A 20597-nucleotide genomic window follows, 5' to 3' on the forward strand; every position below is an offset into this window, starting at 1 on the left:
CTAAATGGAGGTATTAAACGTGTTTAAGGAATTAGATAATCTTTTATCTGCTGATACAACAGTAGATTCGTGGTATGACGATGGGTGTTTGATTGCTAGTGAGATACTCTCGGATTTTAGCTTGAACGATTGGGAAGAACTATCAAATCAGGTGCTCAATAAACCAATAGAGTGGCAGCGGAAAATTGCGTACTGTCTGGATAATGAGTGCAATGAATATGAGTTCAATATTTTAATGGATTTGCTGAATACCAATGATACGGAATTATTTGAGATTTGTATTGATACATTAAGAAGTTATCCCATTGAAGAGGGTAAAAAAATCGTACTGCAACATCCTCAAATTTTAGAACGGATCAATCAAATGTTGGCTACTAGTGCGAACCCACCAGCAAAGATAGTTCTTCAAGATTTCATTTCAAAAACACATTCAAATTAGTTCGTTTTTAATGAAGTCTAATGATGAAATAAGACCTTGATTGGTTTAATACTGATTAAGGTTATTTCATTTACACGGATGAAAAATGATACATTGTAAAAAGAGAGTAAGTAGGAGCGTTCATTCTAGATATTAAACAATATAAGAGTCATGATTAATTATTTTATAAAAACCCCCATTTATATTGATTGCCTATCTAGCATCATTCCCCCACAAACACAGTAGAAATTCCCAGGTTGAGTTCACTAGAGAGCAAGTGTTTATATGCCTTGTGGAGGTGATCTTGTAATGAATAAAAACCGAAAAACAAAAAAGGAAACCTTAAAAAGAAAAAGCAGAAGTAAGCACTTAATGAGCGAATTAAGCTATATGACACTTCCAGAAGCCCCTTTGTTAGAGATTGAAGAAAATCAATTGTTTTGTCAGAAGGTATTTACATTTCTTCAATCGAGAGAACATAAAATTCAAATACATGGAGACAACTATCTAGAGCATATTGAAAAGTCTACACAAGTGTTAAAAGAGATGGCCGAAAGGGTGAAAGAGACTCCTAAACAAGGCAGATTGCTTTTTTCCGAGAGCATGAAATTGAAGCGCTTTTAATGAATGTGGATGAAGTGTTTAATCATGTAACTAAACTTCTTGAGCACAAATCGGATTATGCATGGAGCGTACGGAATATGTTTATGAGTTAAGTACTTGGGGGCTGTGAGAATTGTCAGGAATGTTTAATCAGTCGAAGTGAAAGGATATATGGAGATTTTAATTGGGGTTATGTGATCAATTGCTGCTCACAGGGTTAATTTTGTATGAATATGCTCTTTGTTCTTAAAATCAAAAGTAAGTCTAAAGATTAGTCGTTTTGTTTTCAAGGGAGAATATTGAGTATAAAGATCTATTTTTTTGTTAAAAATTTCTTTCTCTGTCCGATATAGATATTATCATCCAAAAATGTGCGTTTCAGGAAGTTGATTTTGTGATGAAACACTATATCTTTTTGAGGAAGGAAGTTTGAAATGAAGTTTTTAAAGAAAAGTTGGAAGTATATTGTGGTTGCCATCGTTGCTCTGTTTATTGGATCGGCAATGTCTGGTACATCACCGTCAAAAGCAAGTGAAAAGCTAAAGAAAGAAAACGAAGCATTGCAGAAAAAAGTAGATGAATTAGCTCCGTATGCAAAGCTAGCAGAAGCTGAAGCAAAAGAGAAATTAGAGAAATTAGAAAAGAAAAAAGAAGAAGAAGCAAAAGCTAAAAAAGAAGAAGAGAAAAAGAAAGCAGAATTAGCGAAGAAAAAAGCGGAAGAACAAGAGAAAAAGGGTTACGATACTGGAATTACTTACGATCAATTGGCTAGAACACCAGACAAATATAAAGGTGAAAAGGTGAAATTTAAAGGTGAAGTTGTCCAAGTAATGGAGGGCGACGGCACGACAGAAATAAGAGTAGCTGTAGATGATTATTACAATGATATTGTTTATGGTGATTATCCAGCCGATCTCGTCAAATCGCGAGTCTTAGAAGGTGACGTGATTACATTTATGGGGACTTCTGATGGGGTCATTACATATGAATCCACGACAGATGGTGACATCACGATTCCAAGCGTCAAGATTGAGAAAATCGAAAATTAAGGTTTCCTATCGAACACCTAAAAAGCTTTCAATGAAATGAAGAATCAGTGTCAAAATGGATTGAAAATAAACGATGAAAAGAATTGAGAGATAAAAGGGGAGTGGCAGAGGACCACTCCTTTTTTGTATCAATGGTACATACGCTGGATCAATCATTTCCCTCAAATTTAAGCAATTCACTATCATTACCTTTCACATTCATATAAAATAAGACCTAGTGAAAATTTGAAGAAATGCTTGATAAATGAAGGGCATGTAAGCTGTGAGCTGCATGAGATGATGAGATGTTTGCATGTGAAGGTTGTGAAGCTGTTCCTCCTCACGCATGAGATCTTGTAAGCGTAGCCATTATTTGTCACTTCATTGCAATGGTGTTGAGGGGTGTGTCAGTATGAGGAATCCGTATTTGAGAACGGCTTCTAGTCTTTATATCAATTATTTTTTATTAGGTATGGTCAATATTATTTTGGCTTCGAATATGCCGTTTTTAATCAAACAATTAAATACCGATAGTGCAGGGGTTAGTTATATGATATCCGCACTTGGCATTGGCAGGGTGCTCACGTATGGTCTTTCAGGTGTGCTGTCAGATCGTTTTGGGCGAAAGCCGGTGATTTTGGTTTCAGGTGTGCTGATGGCGGTGTTCCTCATTGGAATCCCATTGTCTCCAAATTATCAAATCGCCTTTGCGTTTGCGATTTTGGCAGGGGTGGCGAATTCGGCAATGGATGCAGGAACGTACCCAGCGTTAATGGAGGCTTTTCCGCAAAACTCGGGATCTGCGAATGTGATGGTGAAGGCTTTTATTTCGATTGGGGCGACCATCCTGCCACTGGCTATTTTCTTTTTAGCGGAGCATGATTTGTTTTACGGGATTGCGTTTTTTGTTCCTGCTTTTATCTATCTTGTGAATGTTTTGATGCTGTGGACATTGCCATTTCCCAATCATCGCAAAGTGGAGCAAGTCCAGGTGATGGAGCATGAGGAGCTGCCGCGTTTCTCGTCAGAGCCTACGTTTTGGAGGGAAGGGATCGCACTCATTGTGATCAGTTTTACGTCAAATGGTCTCTACGCCTTGCCGCAAATTTGGCTGCCTACGTACGGTGAGGAAATATTGGGGATGGCTTCTGGCAGTGCTGTGAAGCTGCTTAGTTACTATAGCATGGGTGGTTTGCTGTCTGTGTTATTGCTCACATTTCTTTTGCGCCGCATTGTTCGTCCGGTGACTGTGCTACTTGTCTATCCGATCATTACACTTGTCTCCATCTGTGTGCTATTGGTCGTGAAGTCTCCAGTCATAGGGACCGTTAATGCATTTGTACTTGGCTTTTCAACTGCGGGTGTCTTTCAGCTGACGTTAACGGTGATGGCTGAGTTCTTCTGGAAGAACAAAGGAACGATGACAGGGATTATCTCAACAGCAGGCGGGGTGTCGGCCATCGTCATCCCAGTCGTAACTGGTTTAATCGAAAGCCATTCGACCATATTACAGATCTTTATGTTTGATGCTGTTGTGGCGGTTGCCGCTATTATCGGGGCAATGTACATTCTGTATCGCTACCGTCGTATCATGATACATGAATAAAAAAGACGACTTCCTAAGAAGGAGGTCGTCTTTTTTATATGTTTCGTTTAGAAACGGTCGTTTTCAAACAGAATCTGTTTCACTTGCTCAACTGGCATATCTTCTCCAGTAAAGAGTTTGTATGCAAGAGCACCTTGCCATAGCATCATGCCAAGACCGTTAATCGTTTTGGCGCCAGCTTCCTGTGCTTGAGCAAGAAGCTTTGTTTTTTGCGGGTTGTAAACGACATCTGTCACGATTAAGTCTTTACGCAGTACATCAAGTGTATCATCAATGATGCTGAGCTCATCTAATGGTTTCATGCCAAGGCTTGTTCCATTCGCTAAGATCGCACTTTCAGCTACTTCACGACGGAAAGCGTCTTTGTCTTCAAGTGGGAAAAGGTTAGCTTTGACACCAAATGATTTCATTTCGTTGTTGATGTAATTTGCATTTTCCTCTGCTTGAACAAAGTATTGATCATTACGAGCAAAAATACTAATTTCACGAATACCTGATTGTGCAAGCTGAATGGCAATCGGTGTTGCGGCGCCGCCTGAGCCAACGAGTGTAACCTTTTGTCCAGTTAGTTCAACGCCATGTTCAATCAAGTTTCTCACGTAACCAAGACCATCTGTGTTGTAGCCAACCAGCTTACCATCTTTGTTCACAACCGTGTTGCTTGCACGTGTATATTTCGCAGAATCATCTAGTTCATCTAAGTAATCCAATACTTTCATTTTGTTAGGCATCGATACGTTAAATCCAGCTGCACCCATCGCTTTCATTCCGTTTACAGCTGCTTCTAGCTCATCATTTCCTACTTCAAAGGCTAGGTAAGCATAGTTGATCCCTGTTAATGTATAGCCAAGATTGTGCATCCGTGGTGACAGGCTGTGTCCGATTGGTGTCGCAAGAAGACCGACTAATTTTGTTTTTCCATCAATATTACGTTCATGTATGTTTGTCATAATTGACATCTCCTTTAATTATCTAAACAATTTTTTCATACGTCCTAGAACAAAGACTGCTAACAATACGCTAATGACCGCAATGATCATATCGAAGAATAAAGTCATTTTAATATCGTACGTGCTGACGAGTCCGCTAGTAATCAGCGGAACAAGAATAAACGCTGAGCTTGCCGCAATGTTGACGTATGATGAAGCCGTTGCTTTGTTTGTAGGGAATAATTTCATCATAATACTCATAGACAGTTGGAAGATCCCTGCTGTAAATAATCCTAAGAAAAAGGTACTCACAATGACAATACCGTACGTTTCGATTTGAAATAGTGAAAGCATGGCAAGGAATGCCCCAATTGGATAAATAATGGCAACCATAATCGGCGAAATATATTTATCTAGTACGATTGAAAGCAATAGAACAGACACAAGTGCACCAATACTAAAATAAGAAAGAAGCTGTGTTGCTTGTCCAGTGCCAAGCCCAATCAATTTTAACCCGAGCTGTGGAAGCCACGTCTGCCATACCACAAACAATGCAGTAGATGTGAAACCCATGAGTACAACAGCTAAGCCTTCACCAAACATTTTAGGTTCTGCCTTCATCTGCTCCTGTACTGGAAGGTTATTTTGAGAAACAGCTTGCTTGTGATTTGGGAACGGCATAAAGAGCAAGTAAATCCCTACCAGTAAATAAAGAAGTCCTAGTCCAAAGAATGCCCAGCCCCAGAAGATATCATGTGCAACAAGGAATGCCAAGATAAATGGAAGAACAGTTGCACCGATTGAAACGGATGCTTTTACTAATACAGAAGCTGAACTTGCTTTTTTAGGAAATGATTCTGTCAGAGCAGGATATGTCCCTGAATCAAGCAATGAGTTTGCAATCCCTGCGGAAATCGCAAAGATAAAAGCTAATGTATAATTGGTAGTCGTTGGAATCCCAATTAAGAATAATAAGTATAGAAAGTTTCCTGTAATAATGACGGGTTTACGTCCCCAGCTGTCTGCCAGCCGGCCAGAGAAAAAGAGAGCAAGCAGTTTCCCAATTCCGATTGCCGATACAAGCAAGCTGATTTTCGGAATATCCACATGGTAGCGTTCAGATAAGCTTTCCATGTTTGATGCGACAATAATGTTGATCATGCCTAGCATGAAATAGTTTAAATACATGCCAAGTGATGATTTAATATATGGATTTTTCATGTTCCCACTCCTATATTTGAAACCCTTTGAGGGTCAAATTTTCTTTGTTATCCTTTGTTATTTCCTTAAAAGTAAATAATATTAAGGCCATCACAACACCCCTTGTGTGATTAATGAAAAAATAATGAATATTCATCTGTTTTTCAAATAAGTACATCGTTCTACTAGAATATAAAAAATGATAACAGTTATGATAATAAAATGGCATTTCATGACTTGATCAGAATCAAAAAACTTCATTTTCAACCGTCGTTACTAAAAAATAATGATATGTCCAAATAAGTATAACGATATACTAAAAGAAGCAACGAGATAAATATACTCCTGCGTTTAAAATGTGTCAAGTTTATGACTTTGTGATTTAAAAAAAGAAAAATGTAACAAAGAAATAGTTGACTTGGTCAATAAAAAAAGAAGAAATGCGAAGCCATTCTCCTTTCTTCGTATAGACAAATCCTCACATTTGGTGTCAGTTCTGTGTACCAATGCTCGTCCTTCCTTGACTTCAAAGGTTTTCAGGTCTTGCTGATACGAAAAAAAGGGCTAAAATCAACATTCATTTTAGCCCTTTTTCTATTCATGAGGATGTAGATGTTTCTCTAATATGAAGTTGTGGCTTTAAGATTAATCGCTGGAACTCTTCATCCTGCCCGTTCATTTTATGATATAAAAGATTCGCTGCTTTTACCCCGATGGATCGCGGGAATGATGAGACAGTGGTGAGCGGCGGGTGATACATCTCCGCTTCAGGAATATTATCAAATCCAACAACATCGATGTCTTCACCAGGCTTGATATCGCGTGCTGACAATTCTTGAATGACCCCAAATGCGACTAAGTCGCTAAAACAAAAAATAGCAGTAGGCGGATTGGGCTGATCCATGACTTGGGCAAGTGCTTCTTTCCCGCCTTCACGGGTAGGTTCGATATCGATAATAAGAGATTCATCAATCGTTATGCATTCCTCGTCATGGGCTCTTTGGAAACCTTTCATTCGTTCAATCCAAGTCGATGAGGACTTGATTCCGCCTAAGAAGGCAATGCGTCGATGTCCTTTTTGAAGCAGGTGATGTACTGCCATCCAAGTACCTTGTTCATAATCAGCGCCGACATAATCACAATGGACATCCGCTAATTCACGGTTTGCCAGTACTTTTGGGGTGCGTATGTTGTTTAACTGTTTGACCGTCCGTGTAGAGCTTTTCGAAGCGGGATTTAAGATGATTCCGCCAACTCGGTGCTCTACCATGGTGGAAATGAGCCGTTCCTGTTTATCGACACTGTCAAAGGTTGTCCCAAGCAAAACGGTATAGCCAAGTGATTCAAGTGTGGTTTGCACGCCGATTAAAAATTCAGAAATAAAGGTGTTTGAAATATCTGTAACGATCACACCGACAATATTTGAGCTTTTTGACCGCATGTTGGCGGCGACGCGATCATACACGTACCCTAAATCTTCCATGGATTGCAGCACTTTTTTTCGAGTTGCTTCTGAGATTCTAGGGTTGTTGCGAACAACGAGTGAGGCCGTTGAAGTCGATACACCGGCATGCCGGGCGACTTCCTGTAATGTGACACGCTGCTTGTTCATTTTTTTCATTTTATCTTCACCAACTTCAATGAATTGCCTACCTTTGGTTCATGATCAAGATGGATTTCTCCATCAAACGAGCCGAACATTCTTAGTTTTATTATACCTTAATCAGGGGGTGTTGATGAAGTGATGTCATATTGCATTGTCAAATAGGGGGGATAAAAGTTTAAAAAGATGACCATTGACAGCTTTCTTCTAGAGGCGTAAAATATAAAATTATTCAGATATAGAAACATTTTAAGTAAATATCGAAAGCTATGATTGCTATGGGTCACACTATGGCAGGAGCAGCTTCTGGAGAGACCGCATGTATGTGCGGCGCCGAAGGGTTCACAATCTCAGGCAAAAGGACAGAAGAGTACGAAATATTGTATTTGTGATGCATGGATGTTGCCATGTATTGCTTTTCTCTATTTTGCTATTCTTTTATGACCATGAGATTGGAGCGCATCCAATCTCTTTTTTTATGGACTTTTTGAGCGTTCATTATTTCAGTATAGGATCGTGTCGTAGGAGGGCGTTGACATTGGCACAGCAAGAGTTAAAACGAGATTTATCAAACCGCCATGTACAGTTGATTGCAATTGGCGGAACCATCGGAACAGGGCTGTTTTTAGGCTCTGGAAAGGCGATTCAATTGGCAGGACCGTCGATCATTTTTGCCTATTTAATTGTCGGAATGGCTATCTTTTTTGTCATGAGGGCACTTGGAGAATTGCTCTTATCGAAGACGGGCTATCAATCCTTAACGGATATTGCAGAGGACTATCTTGGCCCATGGGCTTCCTTTGTGACAGGGTGGACGTATTGGTTTTGCTGGATAATGACAGCGATGGCTGATGTCATTGCGGTCGGGGTATATGTGCAGTATTGGTTTGACATTCCGCAGTGGATTCCCGCCATTATTTGTTTATTGATTTTACTAGGGTTTAATTTACTAACGGTGAAGCTTTTTGGAGAAATGGAATTTTGGTTTGCACTGATTAAAGTGATGACGATTCTACTGTTAATTGGTGTTGGAATGGTCCTGTTAATCATTGGTTTTCAAACAGATGCTGGACCTGTGACGGTCACAAATCTTTGGTCACACGGCGGGTTATTTCCACATGGTGTCACAGGCTTCTTACTGTCATTCCAAATGGTGATTTTTGCGTATGTGGGAGTGGAACTTGTCGGTGTATCCGCAGCAGAAACGGCGAATCCTCAAAAAAATATCCCATCTGCGATTAATAAAATTCCATTAAGAATTCTCTTTTTCTATGTGGGTGCGATCTTTGTTTTATTATGTATCAACCCATGGACCGAGCTTGGTGCATCAGAAAGTCCTTTTGTGAAAACCTTTGGACTCATTGGTATACCAGTAGCAGCGGGGATCATTAATTTTGTCGTCCTGACGTCTGCGGCTTCCGCTTGTAATAGCGGTATGTTCTCAACGAGCCGAATTTTGTATAATCTCAGTCACCAAAAGCAGGGACCGGCTTCCTTTGGCCGTTTGAATAAGCATGCTGTCCCAAGTAATGCACTGTTTGTTTCAACGATTGTCGTGTCTGTAGGGGCTCTTTTAAGCAAGCTGATTCCAGAACAAGCTTTTGGAATTGTGACAACGATCAGTGCGATTTGTTTCATTTGGGTATGGAGTATTATTTTAATATGTCATTTGAAATATAAGAAGACACGTCCTGAACTGCATAAGGCGTCTACCTTTAAAGCGCCATTTACACCTTTTGTGAATATAGCGGTTCTTGTGCTATTTGCTGCCATTCTTGTCATCATGCTTTTCGCTGATGCAACACGTCCAGCGCTGTTATTGACACCAGTATGGTTCGGGTTCCTATTGTTGATTTATGCACGAAAGAAACGCCGATCAGCATCATGAACGAAAAAAGCACAGCCTTCTCCAGTGGCTGTGCTTGATCTATTTACCGATTTCTAATTTTCAACATATAATGTGCATTCAAAATGATCAGAACGAGTCCAATGATGATGATCGAAAAGAGCTGAGAGTGATTGGCTCCAAGAGAATACACAATCAAAATAAACATGGCACCGGTCAATAAAATATTCATCATTTGATGGGTGTGAAATAGCCCATCCAGCATCACATGTTTTTCCCCTTCATCAGAAATGGCGAGTAGCTTTTTGCCATAATCCTTATCGGATGGACTTGGCAGAGGACGATTAGGGTAGACGAGTTTTAGAACAGAGAGCGCAACATACGAACTGATAATGGTGATGATAAACAAAGCGGCATTGATAAGAATAAGCCAGAGTGGCTGCTCAGTCACGATGGCCATACCAATGGCAATAATGGATAAAATGGTACTCACCGTATTAGCTAACGTTACATCAGTAAAAGTTCGATACTGTTTTGCTTCCAGTTCATCCTCCTCATCACCAGATACCGAAAGTGATACTCTTTTCTTCATACGTGAAATGCCTGAAACACAATAAATGATCAATAGGATAGTCAATCCAGTGATGACAAGGGTCGCTTCAAATGCAGCTTGCAGAAGTGTCAGCTCAAATTCGGCTGCCAGCAAACAGTAAGCACCGAGAAAACCAAGGAGAGCACCTAACAACATTTTGTATATGGTTTTCATGTGAGTTCATCCTCCTCAAATAGAAAAATACGTTCAATGGGTTCCTGAAAAATACGAGAAAGCCTCATAGCAAGTAAGAGAGACGGCATCAATTCATCTCGTTCCATTAAGCTAATGGTCTGGCGGGAAACCTTTGCCCGTTTCGCAAGCTCAGTCTGATTTAAACCATCACGTGCCCGCAGCTCTTTTAGACGATTTTTCATTCTGTCACCTCAGCTCTGATTAAAATCTTCTCCTAATTGTAAAGTATCATATTCATTTTGACAAGTATAGTTGTCAAAATGATAAAAATAATTGTCAGAAAGATCGCCTTTATTCAAAAGGGAATCAATGATACGCTATTGAAAAGAGAAACGAAAACAGGTGATGCCCATGTTCATTGATCAATTAAAAAATGACTTACATCAATCACAGCCATTATTTATTGGAGAAGAGACAGCGTTCAAAGCAGCAGTCCTTGTCCCTTTGGTGCAAGTAAACGGGGAATGGCACGTTTTATTTGAAGTGCGATCATTGACGATGAGAAAACAGCCTGGCGATATTAGCTTTCCAGGAGGCAAACTTGACGGCGGCGAAACCGCACAAGAAGCTGCACTGCGAGAAACCTATGAAGAACTAGGCATTCCGCCCGAGTCAGTCAACATGCTTGGACAGCTCAGTCCTTATATTGCCTCTCCATCCTTCGTGGTGTATCCATATGTCGGGATCATTGATGAACAACAGGTCAAACATTCCTATAATCAAGAGGAAGTGGAGGAGACCTTTACTGTGCCTCTATCATGGCTCTGCCAATATGAGCCGTACTTACACCATGTATCGGTTCAGCCAACACCAGGCGAGGACTTCCCTTATGAAAAAATCATGAATGGTGAAAAATACAGCTGGGGCAGTCGCTTGATTGAGGAGTGGTTTTATGATTATGAGCGCTATACCATTTGGGGATTAACAGCCCGTATATTAAAGCATTTTGTGACTGTTGCAAAAAGAAATTCCTAGAGAACTCAGCTCTAGGAATTTCTTGTATAAAGACGCTCTTTTGCGGTTTCTTTCCCTTTTCCAATTGGGATGGTGGTTCTAGCTTGGCTCAATCCATATGAAGGCATGTTCACGTAGATAGATTCATATGAGCCGGCTTGAATTTGATACGTTTCATGATAAATTCCAACTGCATCATTATTTCGTGCTCTTTGGTTAAATCCTTTCCAAGCAGCCAAATGCTTCTCCATCTTGGCGTAGGCAAGGAGGTCCTCTGATGACTTCCAATATTGGATCATGGTGACGGTGCGTAAACCGAAGTAATTTTCTGTCCCGAGAAAACCAAGTTTTTCTTGATGGGTATAGAGTTCTTTGATCATCCCCGGCATCGCCATAAATACTGGCAGCCATTGATGGACAGCCCAGCGTTTATTGATTCTCATTCCGATGATGAACACAACAATCGGCTCAGAATTGTCTGTTGTAAACCGGCCAGCACGTAAGTTTTTTTTCATTCGTTCATCCTTCTTTCTTCATCGATTCACAGGTCTCCATGCACCAATCAATGCCAGCTTGCGCCACTTTCTTTCCATAATCTAACGTAAACAGCCAATACTTCGCATCAGCTTTATCTGGATACAGCTCTTGAATGTTTTGTTCAATTGAAACGTATGTCTCATAACGGATACGGAGCTGCCCCTCATAATCCTGTAAAAGCGCTATTTTCTTCTTAAACGAAAGATATTGGCCGAAGAATAGCTTCAATAACACTTCATTTCGTTCTGATGGTACTTGATCGAGCGGCTGCGCCAGCCATTGCCTCAGAGTGTCCAATCCTTTTTCAGTCAGATGATATTCACGCTTATCTGAGCGGCCAGTTGTAGAAGCAGGTGAAACCTTTGCGAGTCCGTCTTTGACAATTAACTTTAAGGCAGGATAAATTTGCCCATAACTAATTTTCCAAAAGTGATGCAAGCTCTTATCAATTAATTGCTTCACTTCGTACCCGGACTTACTATCTGTCGTTAAAATACCTAAAATCGCATACGTCGTATCATTGTATTTTTTCATTACATCAACACACCTATCTAAAAGATATATCATTTAGATATATAATAACCGATAGCTACTACAGATACAAGATGTATGAGACAAAAGAAATTCTATAAAGGAGGTGGAGAGATCAATAATTTTGTTAATCAATGAGATGAATCATTCATATAGATTGAACGATCATATTTTGCAGGGGGACATATGAGTAAATAGAAAATCTGGATCATGACGATCCTGGGGTACTAATCATTGGTGCAATCAGCTGGATAGCATTTCAAGCAATCGCAAAAAAGAGTGTATTGAATCAACCCTACGCCTTTGCGTATAAGACAAATGATCGTGTGAACTGGTTCAATGTAACGGAGAGAAACGGAAAAGTAACAGGTCATCTGAATGAGACCATTTTAGAGGAAAACCCGAAAAGGCATTATGATCCCAATATATTTATCAACAAATATCAAGCAACTGAGAAATCAATTGAAAATTCAAGTGAAGCAAGGGAAAGAGGCTAAAGTGTACCTTGCTGAAAAAAATCTTTCTGTGAAAAAACAAGGTGAAAAGCAAAGCATCACATCCAAAGCAGTTAATCAAAAACAACTACGTGCTGTTCAAAAGGACATTCACGTTCAATATGATGAACTCATGGAAGACACTGAAAATAGATTTCATGATTATGTAAGAAACTTCATTAAGAAAGTAACAGGCGCGTATGGTTATCTGTATACGGCGGAGGATGGTTCATACCAAAAGTAAAACGAATGTATATGCAGTCTGAATAGGCAGGTTCTTTTCTGATGAGAACGGTCCCAGTAGATGGTGGTGAACCATATAAAGAAACGAAACACACAGCCGGTGGTATTTCAGATGGGATGATGTTTGATTTGAGTACTTATCCTGCAATTGAAAAGGGGTTTATTGTAGGGGAAACTGCCCGAGACGCAAAATTTCCTTTTAAAATGGCAGGCGGGACAATAGAATTTAAAGCGGTTACGAAAGAGGAATATCAAGAACAAACGGAAGCATTTAAAAAACAGGCGAAAGAAATGCAAAAATAGATCGAGTTGAGTTGGAACAGATCAATTTTGTGAATTGCATTTCAGGGCGATAAGAATCTAGTTGAATATATAAATATGGATGATGAAGGTTTTTTAAATCATATATTAGTGGAGGTACGTATGAGTAAATTGAAAATGTGGGTCGTGTCTATTCTGGCAGTACTCATCTTGGGTGGAGGCGGTTGGACAGCATATCAAGCAATCGCACAAAAAAATTCATTGAATCATGCCTATGCCTATGCATATAAAACTAAGGATAGAATGAACTGGTTTGAATTATCTGAGAATAAAGGCAAAGTAACGGGGCATCTGAACGAAAAGTATGTAGAAGAAGTGTGGTGGGATCCCAAAATATATAGAAAACAATATGTCGTATCCGGGAGTTCAAAGGAAAACGGTTATGAATTGCGAGTCAAACAAGGCAAAGAAACAATCATATACGAAGTCCAAATATCAGGGGAAGACCTTTCTGTGAAAAAACAAGGTGATAAGAAAAGCATTATATATAAAGCAATCAATCAAAAAAAGCTAGATTCGTATCACAAAAAGATTCAAGATCGATATGAATATTTATTCGATACATCAGAAACTAGATTTTATGATAATATGAGACACTTCAAGGAGAAAGTGTCGAAGGTTTATGGTTTCCTATATACGGCAGAGGACAAACAACTATTTCTACAAGTGAAAAGCATGCATATTGAGATTGGATGGAACGGCTCTTTTCTAATAACAACTGTTTCTGAAGAAGATTGTAAGCCCTATAAAGAAATGAAATTAGAAGTCGGCGGATTTACTGATGGGGGAGAATTTTTCGAAATGAGCTATGATCCTATAATTGAAAAAGGTGTCATTATAGGTTCGACTGATCGAGATGCAAAATCAATAAAACTGCCAGTTAAAATGACAGACGGTAAAGTAGAGTTAAAAGCTTTCACGAGAAAGGAATATAAAAAAATCGCTAAACCATATATAATGACAGGCGATTCAGTAGAGTTAAAAGCTGTCACGAAAGAGGAATATAAAAAACAAGCTAAAGCATTTAAAAAGAAGGCAGAAGAAAAGAAAAAATAGGTGATCTTAAAGCAGATGAGTGAATCAACTTATCTGGTTTTTTATGAATTTTTGATGAATGATAAGATGAACTTACGTATCTTGCGGTACATATTCACCGCCTCATTTCTTATCAAGAACTAAAATAAATATGGACCACTTGCCTTGTGATGAGGCAAGTGGTTTTTTGGGTTGTATCGGTTTATGTTCCGATAGGTCGCTCTGCTGGACCAGGATTTGTATCATGTAACGAATTGTAAGACACCGTTTGTCCGACAACAACGATGGCTAAAGCGAAAATGAGTAAACTCATTTTTTTCATCATCATTCCTCCATTCGAGTGTGGTTTGTTCCATGTGATAGGCGTCCTTTAAAAAGAGATATGCCTGTTGAATGGAACCCAGATCTTCAAAGTGTTTGGCAGCTAATGCACTCAATTCACGGGCACTTTCAACATCCTTCAATTCTTTTAGAATGCTGATGTCATCGAAACAGGTTTGAGCTTTTTGGGATATGTCTTCAGTGAAATATAGGTGATAAAGAAAATTCATTTTTGCTGTGTAGATGGGGTTTTTCTCCATTTCTTGTTTTTGTTTGACCAATTCAAAATAATAGAGAGCTTGCGACCTTTCATCGATGGAGAGTAGCTCTTTTAGTAACATAAACATGGAGTGTTGGAAATAACAAGATGAAAGGTAGTCATCATCACTAAGAGCCTTTTCTAGGGCATCAATACATTTTTTTGATTCTCCAGCTTCGGCATATAGAATACTGATATTATGATAAAGCTGTGATGTTAGAAAATGATCGTTTAATCGATTTGAGATGTGTAATGCTTTTGTGTAGTAGTTCTCAGCTCTTTTGAAATCGCCAATATCCATGAAGTTGGTGGCGGCGATCACAAAAGCTGCTGCCAGTCTTCTTTCATAGCCATCATGACCTTTGAAAATATCAATGGCATTCTGAATATAGTGAAGTGAAATCAGGCTTTGTCGAAGCAGCATATATAGGTTTGCAACCTTCGTATGGAATTCGGCTACTTCTATTTCATCAGGAATGCTTTGTAGTTTTTTCTCGGCAATTTTAAATAGTCCGATGGCTGATGCATAGTCTCTGTTATATGAAGCGTAAAGGGCTTTGTATAGGTAAAAATAGTATTCAATTAAGTCGTTTGTTTTAGAAGGACATTCTAGCTCTGTCTGTTCATTCAGTTTTTTACCCCTTCGTTCATATAACATGAGCTTAAACTTGCCTTCCAGTAATGAATAGTAAGTCAAGACCTCCTGATTTTCTTCCATTTCTTGAAGTAATCCCTTTAATTCTGTGTAGATTGTCTTTGCATTGTGTACATCATGCTTACGAATGGCAATTCGCCAATCATTTAAACGGTTCCCCACCTGTTCAGCTGAAATGATCGTCATTCAAATTTCACCTCTTTAACATCCTTTCGCCTGTTTCAATAAAAAACGATATCACAATTTTTGGTAAAATATAATCGTTTCTGGGAGGTGATTGACAGGAGGTAATAAAAAGGACCTTATGTCATGAGATATACGATATTGTAATGGTGATTGATTGTTTGTACAAATGACTAAAATCTTTTTTTGAGAGTCTAAAAACGTGGAAGTTACAATTGTTTTTATGTTTATGTTCGAAAATACCATCTGTATATACGAAATAAAGCTATTTTAACTATGGGAGAAGAACAATGAAAGGTCGATCTAGAAGGGAAAATCAGTTATGATGTTGCTAGATCATTTTGGAAAAGAAACTGGTAATTGATGAGAAAGGTGAATAACCAATACAAATGCTAGCCTTTCAGAAAGGATGTTGAAATGAAAAAAAGGTTTCAAATTTTAAACTGGAAAATGACAGTTGTGATTACGACGCTTTTACTTGTTTTAGTGACTCTTTATATCTCAAAGAGATACTTTTATAGCAAAGAAATTGAGTTGCTGACAGAATCTTGTCAACAAGCAGACGGCAAAATCATACTAGAAACAAATAGTTTGTCTATGGATTACTCGTTTGAGTGTAAGGAAAAATAAAACAGGCAGAAAGTTGCCTGTTTTACACCAATTAAAACCCTAAATTTTGTAACCACTTGTTTAACACGGCCTCTCGTTTCTCAGCGTTGAAGCGATCGTATTTTCCTAAATTTAAATGGGATGAAATTTCACCGTCATTCATAAACAGAATTCTCTCAGAGCAAAGGGCGACTTTTGGATCATGTGTGACAAGCAGCAGAGTTGTTCCTTCAGAATGGATTTGAGAAAAAATATCCATGACTTCCTTTGTGGTACTTGAATTAAGAGCACCTGTTGGTTCATCGGCAAAAAGAATGTTTGGTTCATTCATAAGAGCTCGACAGATAGAGGCTCTTTGGAGTTGACCTCCTGATACTTCTGATAAATATCTATCAGCTAAATGATCAATATCAAGTTTCTCCATTAGATATTTAGCTCGTTCATTTACTTCTTTTCTCGGCTTTTTTTTCGCTAAGTAAGCTGCAGCAATAATGTTATCAAATAGATTGAGGTTTTTTAGTAAATGGCTGTGTTGAAAGACGAACCCCATCTCTGTTAAGCGCAAAGTTGTTAACTGTTTGTCTGTCATTTCTGATAGTAGTTGATCTTTATATTTGATCTCTCCTGTTGAGGCTGTCTCTATACCGCTAAGTTGATAAAGCAAAGAGGTTTTTCCGCACCCTGAAGGTCCCATAATGGTGACAAATTCTCCGGGTTTAATCGATAAGTGAATATTTCTAAGAATAGTCTGTTTTTGTCCTTTTAATGAATCAATTTGCAAAGACAATTGCTTCGTTTCAATTAATTGTTCCATGTGAAACATCTCCTTATGAAAGTGTATGACGGCTCATTTTACTAGAAAAAAAGGACTTCAATAACCACGAGATTACAGCTAAATTCACAATAAACAGCCATAGCGGATACACGACCGATACCCATTGCGGGGCTAACCAATGAAGGCTTGATGCTCCTAATGATGCTCCGCCTACACTCATCAACGCCGGACCAATGGTGTGAACAGTGATTGTTCCAATGAAGGCGCCAAAAGAAAGAACGACGATAAAACTTGTTAAGTATTGATATGTTAAATCCTTTTTAGAAAAACCAATCGTTCTTAACATGAGATTACGATTTAAGTCTTTTGCCCTTAACATGTGCAGAAACATCATGAACATTAGGCTGGCTGTTCCAAAAGCTGCGATTGTTGAGTATAATGCAATCACCTTTACTAGAGATGCTGTGCTTCCTATTGTTTGATGAACATATTCTTTCATATCTGTTACTTTTGCAGGAGACATATTTGCTGCAAATGCTGCTTTTTTTTCTGCGATATTTTTTCCTTGTTTTAGTTGTATTTGAATGGTTTTCCAAAGGGATGCTTGAGGAAAAGGCTGAGATAATGCTTTAGCTGTTTTCCCTCCGTTGGTGACATCTTGATAAATGCCGGTGACTAATCTTTGAACTTGCTGTCCATTTGTAGAGAGAGTGACTTTTTCTCCTATCTTTTTCTGAAGTGAGTCAGCACTCAACACCGATAAAGCAATTTCTTCCTCCTTCAACGGTTCCCTTCCTTGTAAATAGGTGAGAGGGAAAGCAGACAGGTCACCTGACTCTAAATAGAGCGTTTCTAATGTATTCTCCATTGTTTTGGACTGTAGAGAAGTTGTTTCATATACAGCAGATGTGCGAATATCTAAATCTTCGCGAATCATAGACTCGATTTTATTTGTATTTTTCTCTAAATCATTTCCTTGCCGTATATCGATTCGAAGATCACTTTTTCCAGAGCCAAGATATGTGATGAAATCCGGTGATTGCAATGTATGCCATAACTGAATCGGCATCAGCATTAAAAATGTACAAAGTGCGATGATACAGATAATCGTTGAATACATTTTCATTCGCGAGAACAGATCTTTCAAACCAAACCAAAGGTTGACAGGGAGGAACATGTTTCTATTGAGATGCATAGGGATTAGTTTTTTATGACTTGGTGAAGAAATGCCACCTTGAAGTGCCTGAGCTGCTGATATTCGGCCAAACTTTCTTAGGACAGCATAGCTGAATGAGATGACGATTATTGCCGTCAAAATAGACACGAAAAGCGGAATCAACTGATGAGTAAAAGATGGATGTTTCCCCATATACCGCTGAATATTGGCCGTAAACAAATCACCAAATATCAGCGTGAACAAATATCCTGCTATACACCCTATACAGGCAAGCACAGCATACTTCCCAACGTATAATTGTTTGATTTTTGATAAAGGGATGCCTAGTACTTTTAAGATCCCAATTTCACGTTCATCCTCTTCTATAGCGGCAGTCATAGCCAGACGGAGAGAGAGGAGGGAAATGCTAATAAGCAGAAAGCAAACAAGAAGGAGAATGGCGATCACCATACCATCTGTCAGAGCATTCAGCATGCGAAGCAGGGGTAATGTGACAGCTGGTCCCTGTTGTGGCAGCTCAGATGATTGATAGAGTGATTGAAAAGCATCTGCTTGCGCAGCATCATGCAGTAAAAATTCAATCAAGTACTCCTTCTTTTGAAACACTTGATTCAGTGCCGCCCAATCCGAATCATGCAGAAGAAATCTCTTTGAGCTGACAAGACTTGGATTCATTTGGGCATCTCGTAAGAACGCTTTGATTTGAAAAGAGAATTGATGAGATCCTTTTGTAATGAGTAATCTTTGGCCAATCTTTAAATGGTATTTTTGTTGAAAATAAATAGGGACTGCTACTTCTCCTTTATTGACCGTTAGCTTTTCATTTCGTTCGTTTAAAAGAAAATCAAAAAAGCGATTTTGCTTTACAAATAAATGATCCATCACACCTGCTTGAGCAGACGTCTGCCCGAACTTGATGCTAACGTGTTCGACCGGAATCATTGGAACAATTTGATGTGCCTTTACCATGGACTGTTTACTTGAAAATGTGTCGACGGCTTGTTCATCTAAGCTGCCATCGTGCATTTGGACAAAATCTGGTGCTTTGGCTGATTGGAGTAAATCTGAAATGGAACCATTCAGCTGTGCCGACATTTGCGCAGCGCTTGTTGCTAAAAATGATGTCATCATGATGCAAATGGTTAAGCCGACTGAAATGAGACGGTGGCGGGTTAAGTCTTTCTTGATAAACGTCATTCTCATGAGGCTGATTCTCCTTCATGTTGAAGCATATTTTTTGTCAAAAAGGCAAGTGCAAACATCAAGATACTGACTATTAACACGGTCACATACATGTTGGCTGAAAAATTGTTGAACAAGAACCCATACATCATTTGACCGAGCGGAGCGGCACATTGAGAGACCATTGTCAGATTGGCCATGACTTTTCCTAATTGAGCATTTGGTGTTTTCTTTTGTACATGTGAGATGACAACGATCGAAATCATTGTGAGCAGCATGGCAATTGGAAGACATCCTGTTAAAAAGAGAAAATAGGCTGGCCATGTACCAAATTGAAGAGCCATCTTGGATGTTGAGAAAGCGACAGGCAGTAAGATGACGGCAATGATAAGCAGCCAGCGATATAAAGTAGGAATACGCCAATGCTTCGCTACAAGCCCAACTAGCAAGGCATCTGCGATGACGGCAAACTCAATTAAGCCCATTCCTATTCCATACATGATGTCACTACTTTTCATTGTGACCCTTAAAATAATTGGGCCTCCAACGATAAAAAATGGTGTGAGGATGAAATTTAGCAGCGCTGCAAGCAGCATGGCTCTTTTTAAAAATGACTGGCTGCCGATATAGGAAAATCCTTGTTTTATATCTTTCACGAGCACTTTGGTCATCGGCTCTGTGAGAGGGCTAGGTGAGAACGAGATATTTAAACGTAAAAGCAAACATGCTGATAGAAAAAATACGATGCTGCTAACGCCGATAATGGCCTGACTCCCAATGAGTCCGTATAAAACGCCGCCAATGATAGGAGCGACAACACCTGAAAGTGCCTGCACCCCATTAACAATGCCATTCGCTTGTTCTAATCTTTCTTCTTTCACTAGCTGAGGAATGCTGGACATCACAGCAGGAGCATAGAACGTACTCATGACCCCAAGAAGAATCATGACGGCTCCAATGATATATAATGAATCATTTCCTGAGAATAACCAGAAATAAAAAGCCAGAATCATAATGCCAGTAAGAACATCAAATAAGATCATCAAATTTCTTCTGTTAAACCGATCAGCAATGGCTCCTGCTAATGGCGAAAGGAGGAGCGGGATATTGGATAAAGCGAAAAGTAGGGCATATAAATCAACACGGTGTGTCATATCCAGCACATGTAAAGATAGAACAAACCGAATCAAGGAAGACCCAAAAACGGAAATAATCTGTCCGAGGACGAGGTAGATGAAGTGGGTGGAACCTTTTTTGGCTGACAACGACATGAAAATCACTCTCCTTTTAGACCGACCGTC

At 39.2% G+C, this 20597-nt stretch carries 20 protein-coding genes and 1 riboswitch; of the genes, 9 read left to right on the top strand and 11 right to left on the bottom strand.

Annotation, left to right across the window (positions count from 1 at the left end; translation table 11 throughout):
- Positions 1 to 19: 19 nt before the first annotated feature.
- The 4 genes from BK049_RS08715 to BK049_RS08730 all read left to right on the top strand — a co-directional run bounded on the left by BK049_RS08715 (position 20) and on the right by BK049_RS08730 (position 3655).
- Positions 20 to 439 (top strand): hypothetical protein, encoded by a 420-nt coding sequence (locus tag BK049_RS08715; RefSeq protein WP_071168310.1) that lies wholly within the window; start codon positions 20 to 22, stop codon positions 437 to 439.
- Between the two features lie 288 nt (positions 440 to 727).
- On the top strand, positions 728 to 1042 hold the full coding sequence (locus tag BK049_RS08720) for a YxiF family protein (protein ID WP_244887381.1): 315 nt from the start codon (positions 728 to 730) through the stop codon (positions 1040 to 1042).
- Positions 1043 to 1455: 413 nt separating this feature from the next.
- On the top strand, positions 1456 to 2070 hold the full coding sequence (locus tag BK049_RS08725; RefSeq protein WP_008359955.1) for a hypothetical protein: 615 nt from the start codon (positions 1456 to 1458) through the stop codon (positions 2068 to 2070).
- 391 nt (positions 2071 to 2461) lie between these two features.
- Positions 2462 to 3655: an MFS transporter gene (locus BK049_RS08730; RefSeq protein WP_008359953.1), complete on the top strand. Its 1194-nt coding sequence runs from the start codon at positions 2462 to 2464 to the stop codon at positions 3653 to 3655.
- A gap of 47 nt (positions 3656 to 3702) precedes the next feature.
- Here BK049_RS08730 and BK049_RS08735 read toward each other — a convergent pair whose 3' ends face one another.
- From BK049_RS08735 to BK049_RS08745, 3 genes are all read right to left on the bottom strand, one after another.
- Entirely contained in the window at positions 3703 to 4605 is a 903-nt protein-coding gene (locus BK049_RS08735) for a shikimate 5-dehydrogenase (RefSeq protein WP_008359952.1), read from the bottom strand.
- Positions 4606 to 4623: 18 nt separating this feature from the next.
- A complete protein-coding gene (locus tag BK049_RS08740; protein WP_008359951.1) occupies positions 4624 to 5805 on the bottom strand; it encodes an MFS transporter in 1182 nt (393 codons plus the stop codon).
- Between the two features lie 577 nt (positions 5806 to 6382).
- Entirely contained in the window at positions 6383 to 7405 is a 1023-nt protein-coding gene (locus BK049_RS08745; RefSeq protein ID WP_008359950.1) for a LacI family DNA-binding transcriptional regulator, read from the bottom strand.
- A 278-nt stretch (positions 7406 to 7683) separates the two neighbouring features.
- A riboswitch (glycine riboswitch) is annotated at positions 7684 to 7763 on the top strand.
- Positions 7764 to 7925: 162 nt separating this feature from the next.
- Here BK049_RS08745 and BK049_RS08750 point away from each other — a divergent pair.
- A complete protein-coding gene (locus BK049_RS08750; RefSeq protein WP_071168311.1) occupies positions 7926 to 9275 on the top strand; it encodes an amino acid permease in 1350 nt (449 codons plus the stop codon).
- A gap of 43 nt (positions 9276 to 9318) precedes the next feature.
- Here BK049_RS08750 and BK049_RS08755 read toward each other — a convergent pair whose 3' ends face one another.
- Together BK049_RS08755 and BK049_RS08760 are read right to left on the bottom strand one after the other, a co-directional pair.
- Positions 9319 to 9999: a DUF3169 family protein gene (locus tag BK049_RS08755; RefSeq protein ID WP_071168312.1), complete on the bottom strand. Its 681-nt coding sequence runs from the start codon at positions 9997 to 9999 to the stop codon at positions 9319 to 9321.
- Positions 9996 to 10202, bottom strand: a complete 207-nt coding sequence (locus tag BK049_RS08760) for a helix-turn-helix transcriptional regulator (RefSeq protein WP_008359943.1) — start codon at positions 10200 to 10202, stop codon at positions 9996 to 9998. Before BK049_RS08760 ends, BK049_RS08755 begins: the two co-directional genes overlap by 4 nt.
- A 169-nt stretch (positions 10203 to 10371) precedes the next feature.
- On the opposite strand from BK049_RS08760, the gene BK049_RS08765 reads away from it, so the two are divergent.
- Positions 10372 to 10995, top strand: a complete 624-nt coding sequence (locus BK049_RS08765; RefSeq protein WP_071168313.1) for an NUDIX hydrolase — start codon at positions 10372 to 10374, stop codon at positions 10993 to 10995.
- A gap of 11 nt (positions 10996 to 11006) precedes the next feature.
- On the opposite strand, the gene BK049_RS08770 is transcribed toward BK049_RS08765, so the two are convergent.
- Positions 11007 to 11489 carry a DUF4188 domain-containing protein gene (locus BK049_RS08770; RefSeq protein WP_008359940.1) on the bottom strand — a complete coding sequence of 161 codons (483 nt, stop codon included), beginning with the start codon at positions 11487 to 11489 and terminating at the stop codon, positions 11007 to 11009.
- A gap of 4 nt (positions 11490 to 11493) precedes the next feature.
- On the bottom strand, positions 11494 to 12045 hold the full coding sequence (locus BK049_RS08775; RefSeq protein ID WP_071168314.1) for a PadR family transcriptional regulator: 552 nt from the start codon (positions 12043 to 12045) through the stop codon (positions 11494 to 11496).
- A 411-nt stretch (positions 12046 to 12456) separates the two neighbouring features.
- On the opposite strand from BK049_RS08775, the gene BK049_RS19765 reads away from it, so the two are divergent.
- From BK049_RS19765 to BK049_RS08785, 3 genes are all read left to right on the top strand, one after another.
- Complete coding sequence (locus BK049_RS19765; protein WP_242059673.1) at positions 12457 to 12780, top strand: hypothetical protein; 324 nt, start codon at positions 12457 to 12459, stop codon at positions 12778 to 12780.
- A 41-nt stretch (positions 12781 to 12821) separates the two neighbouring features.
- Entirely contained in the window at positions 12822 to 13082 is a 261-nt protein-coding gene (locus BK049_RS19770) for a hypothetical protein (RefSeq protein WP_242059674.1), read from the top strand.
- Positions 13083 to 13202: 120 nt separating this feature from the next.
- Positions 13203 to 14156, top strand: coding sequence for a hypothetical protein (locus BK049_RS08785; protein WP_071168315.1), 954 nt, complete (start codon positions 13203 to 13205; stop codon positions 14154 to 14156).
- A gap of 221 nt (positions 14157 to 14377) precedes the next feature.
- Here the strand turns inward: BK049_RS08785 and BK049_RS08790 are convergent, their stop codons facing one another.
- The 4 genes from BK049_RS08790 to BK049_RS08810 all read right to left on the bottom strand — a co-directional run bounded on the left by BK049_RS08790 (position 14378) and on the right by BK049_RS08810 (position 20567).
- Positions 14378 to 15556, bottom strand: a complete 1179-nt coding sequence (locus BK049_RS08790; protein ID WP_071168316.1) for a Rap family tetratricopeptide repeat protein — start codon at positions 15554 to 15556, stop codon at positions 14378 to 14380.
- 658 nt (positions 15557 to 16214) lie between these two features.
- Positions 16215 to 16976 (bottom strand): ABC transporter ATP-binding protein, encoded by a 762-nt coding sequence (locus BK049_RS08800; protein ID WP_071168317.1) that lies wholly within the window; start codon positions 16974 to 16976, stop codon positions 16215 to 16217.
- A gap of 13 nt (positions 16977 to 16989) precedes the next feature.
- Positions 16990 to 19317, bottom strand: coding sequence for an ABC transporter permease (locus tag BK049_RS08805; protein ID WP_071168318.1), 2328 nt, complete (start codon positions 19315 to 19317; stop codon positions 16990 to 16992).
- Positions 19314 to 20567 (bottom strand): MFS transporter, encoded by a 1254-nt coding sequence (locus BK049_RS08810; protein WP_071168319.1) that lies wholly within the window; start codon positions 20565 to 20567, stop codon positions 19314 to 19316. The genes BK049_RS08805 and BK049_RS08810 overlap by 4 nt, the downstream gene beginning before the upstream one ends.
- Positions 20568 to 20597: the final 30 nt, after the last annotated feature.

Origin of the sequence: Bacillus xiamenensis (genome assembly GCF_001857925.1) — a bacterium.
GTDB classification, from domain to species: Bacteria; Bacillota; Bacilli; order Bacillales; family Bacillaceae; genus Bacillus; species Bacillus xiamenensis.

Excerpts from the sequence above, each read along its gene's own strand:
- BK049_RS08770 (WP_008359940.1), bottom strand. The coding sequence starts at position 11,489 with ATGAAAAAAAACTTACGTGCTGGCCGGTTTACAACAGACAATTCTGAG.
- BK049_RS08785 (WP_071168315.1), top strand. The coding sequence starts at position 13,203 with ATGAGTAAATTGAAAATGTGGGTCGTGTCTATTCTGGCAGTACTCATC.
- BK049_RS08725 (WP_008359955.1), top strand. The coding sequence starts at position 1,456 with ATGAAGTTTTTAAAGAAAAGTTGGAAGTATATTGTGGTTGCCATCGTT.
- BK049_RS08790 (WP_071168316.1), bottom strand. The coding sequence starts at position 15,556 with ATGACGATCATTTCAGCTGAACAGGTGGGGAACCGTTTAAATGATTGG.
- BK049_RS19765 (WP_242059673.1), top strand. The coding sequence starts at position 12,457 with ATGATCCCAATATATTTATCAACAAATATCAAGCAACTGAGAAATCAA.
- BK049_RS08760 (WP_008359943.1), bottom strand. The coding sequence starts at position 10,202 with ATGAAAAATCGTCTAAAAGAGCTGCGGGCACGTGATGGTTTAAATCAG.
- BK049_RS08745 (WP_008359950.1), bottom strand. The coding sequence starts at position 7,405 with ATGAAAAAAATGAACAAGCAGCGTGTCACATTACAGGAAGTCGCCCGG.
- BK049_RS08800 (WP_071168317.1), bottom strand. The coding sequence starts at position 16,976 with ATGGAACAATTAATTGAAACGAAGCAATTGTCTTTGCAAATTGATTCA.
- BK049_RS08720 (WP_244887381.1), top strand. The coding sequence starts at position 728 with ATGAATAAAAACCGAAAAACAAAAAAGGAAACCTTAAAAAGAAAAAGC.
- BK049_RS08765 (WP_071168313.1), top strand. The coding sequence starts at position 10,372 with ATGTTCATTGATCAATTAAAAAATGACTTACATCAATCACAGCCATTA.
- BK049_RS19770 (WP_242059674.1), top strand. The coding sequence starts at position 12,822 with ATGAGAACGGTCCCAGTAGATGGTGGTGAACCATATAAAGAAACGAAA.
- BK049_RS08735 (WP_008359952.1), bottom strand. The coding sequence starts at position 4,605 with ATGACAAACATACATGAACGTAATATTGATGGAAAAACAAAATTAGTC.
- BK049_RS08740 (WP_008359951.1), bottom strand. The coding sequence starts at position 5,805 with ATGAAAAATCCATATATTAAATCATCACTTGGCATGTATTTAAACTAT.
- BK049_RS08730 (WP_008359953.1), top strand. The coding sequence starts at position 2,462 with ATGAGGAATCCGTATTTGAGAACGGCTTCTAGTCTTTATATCAATTAT.
- BK049_RS08775 (WP_071168314.1), bottom strand. The coding sequence starts at position 12,045 with ATGAAAAAATACAATGATACGACGTATGCGATTTTAGGTATTTTAACG.
- BK049_RS08810 (WP_071168319.1), bottom strand. The coding sequence starts at position 20,567 with ATGTCGTTGTCAGCCAAAAAAGGTTCCACCCACTTCATCTACCTCGTC.
- BK049_RS08755 (WP_071168312.1), bottom strand. The coding sequence starts at position 9,999 with ATGAAAACCATATACAAAATGTTGTTAGGTGCTCTCCTTGGTTTTCTC.
- BK049_RS08805 (WP_071168318.1), bottom strand. The coding sequence starts at position 19,317 with ATGAGAATGACGTTTATCAAGAAAGACTTAACCCGCCACCGTCTCATT.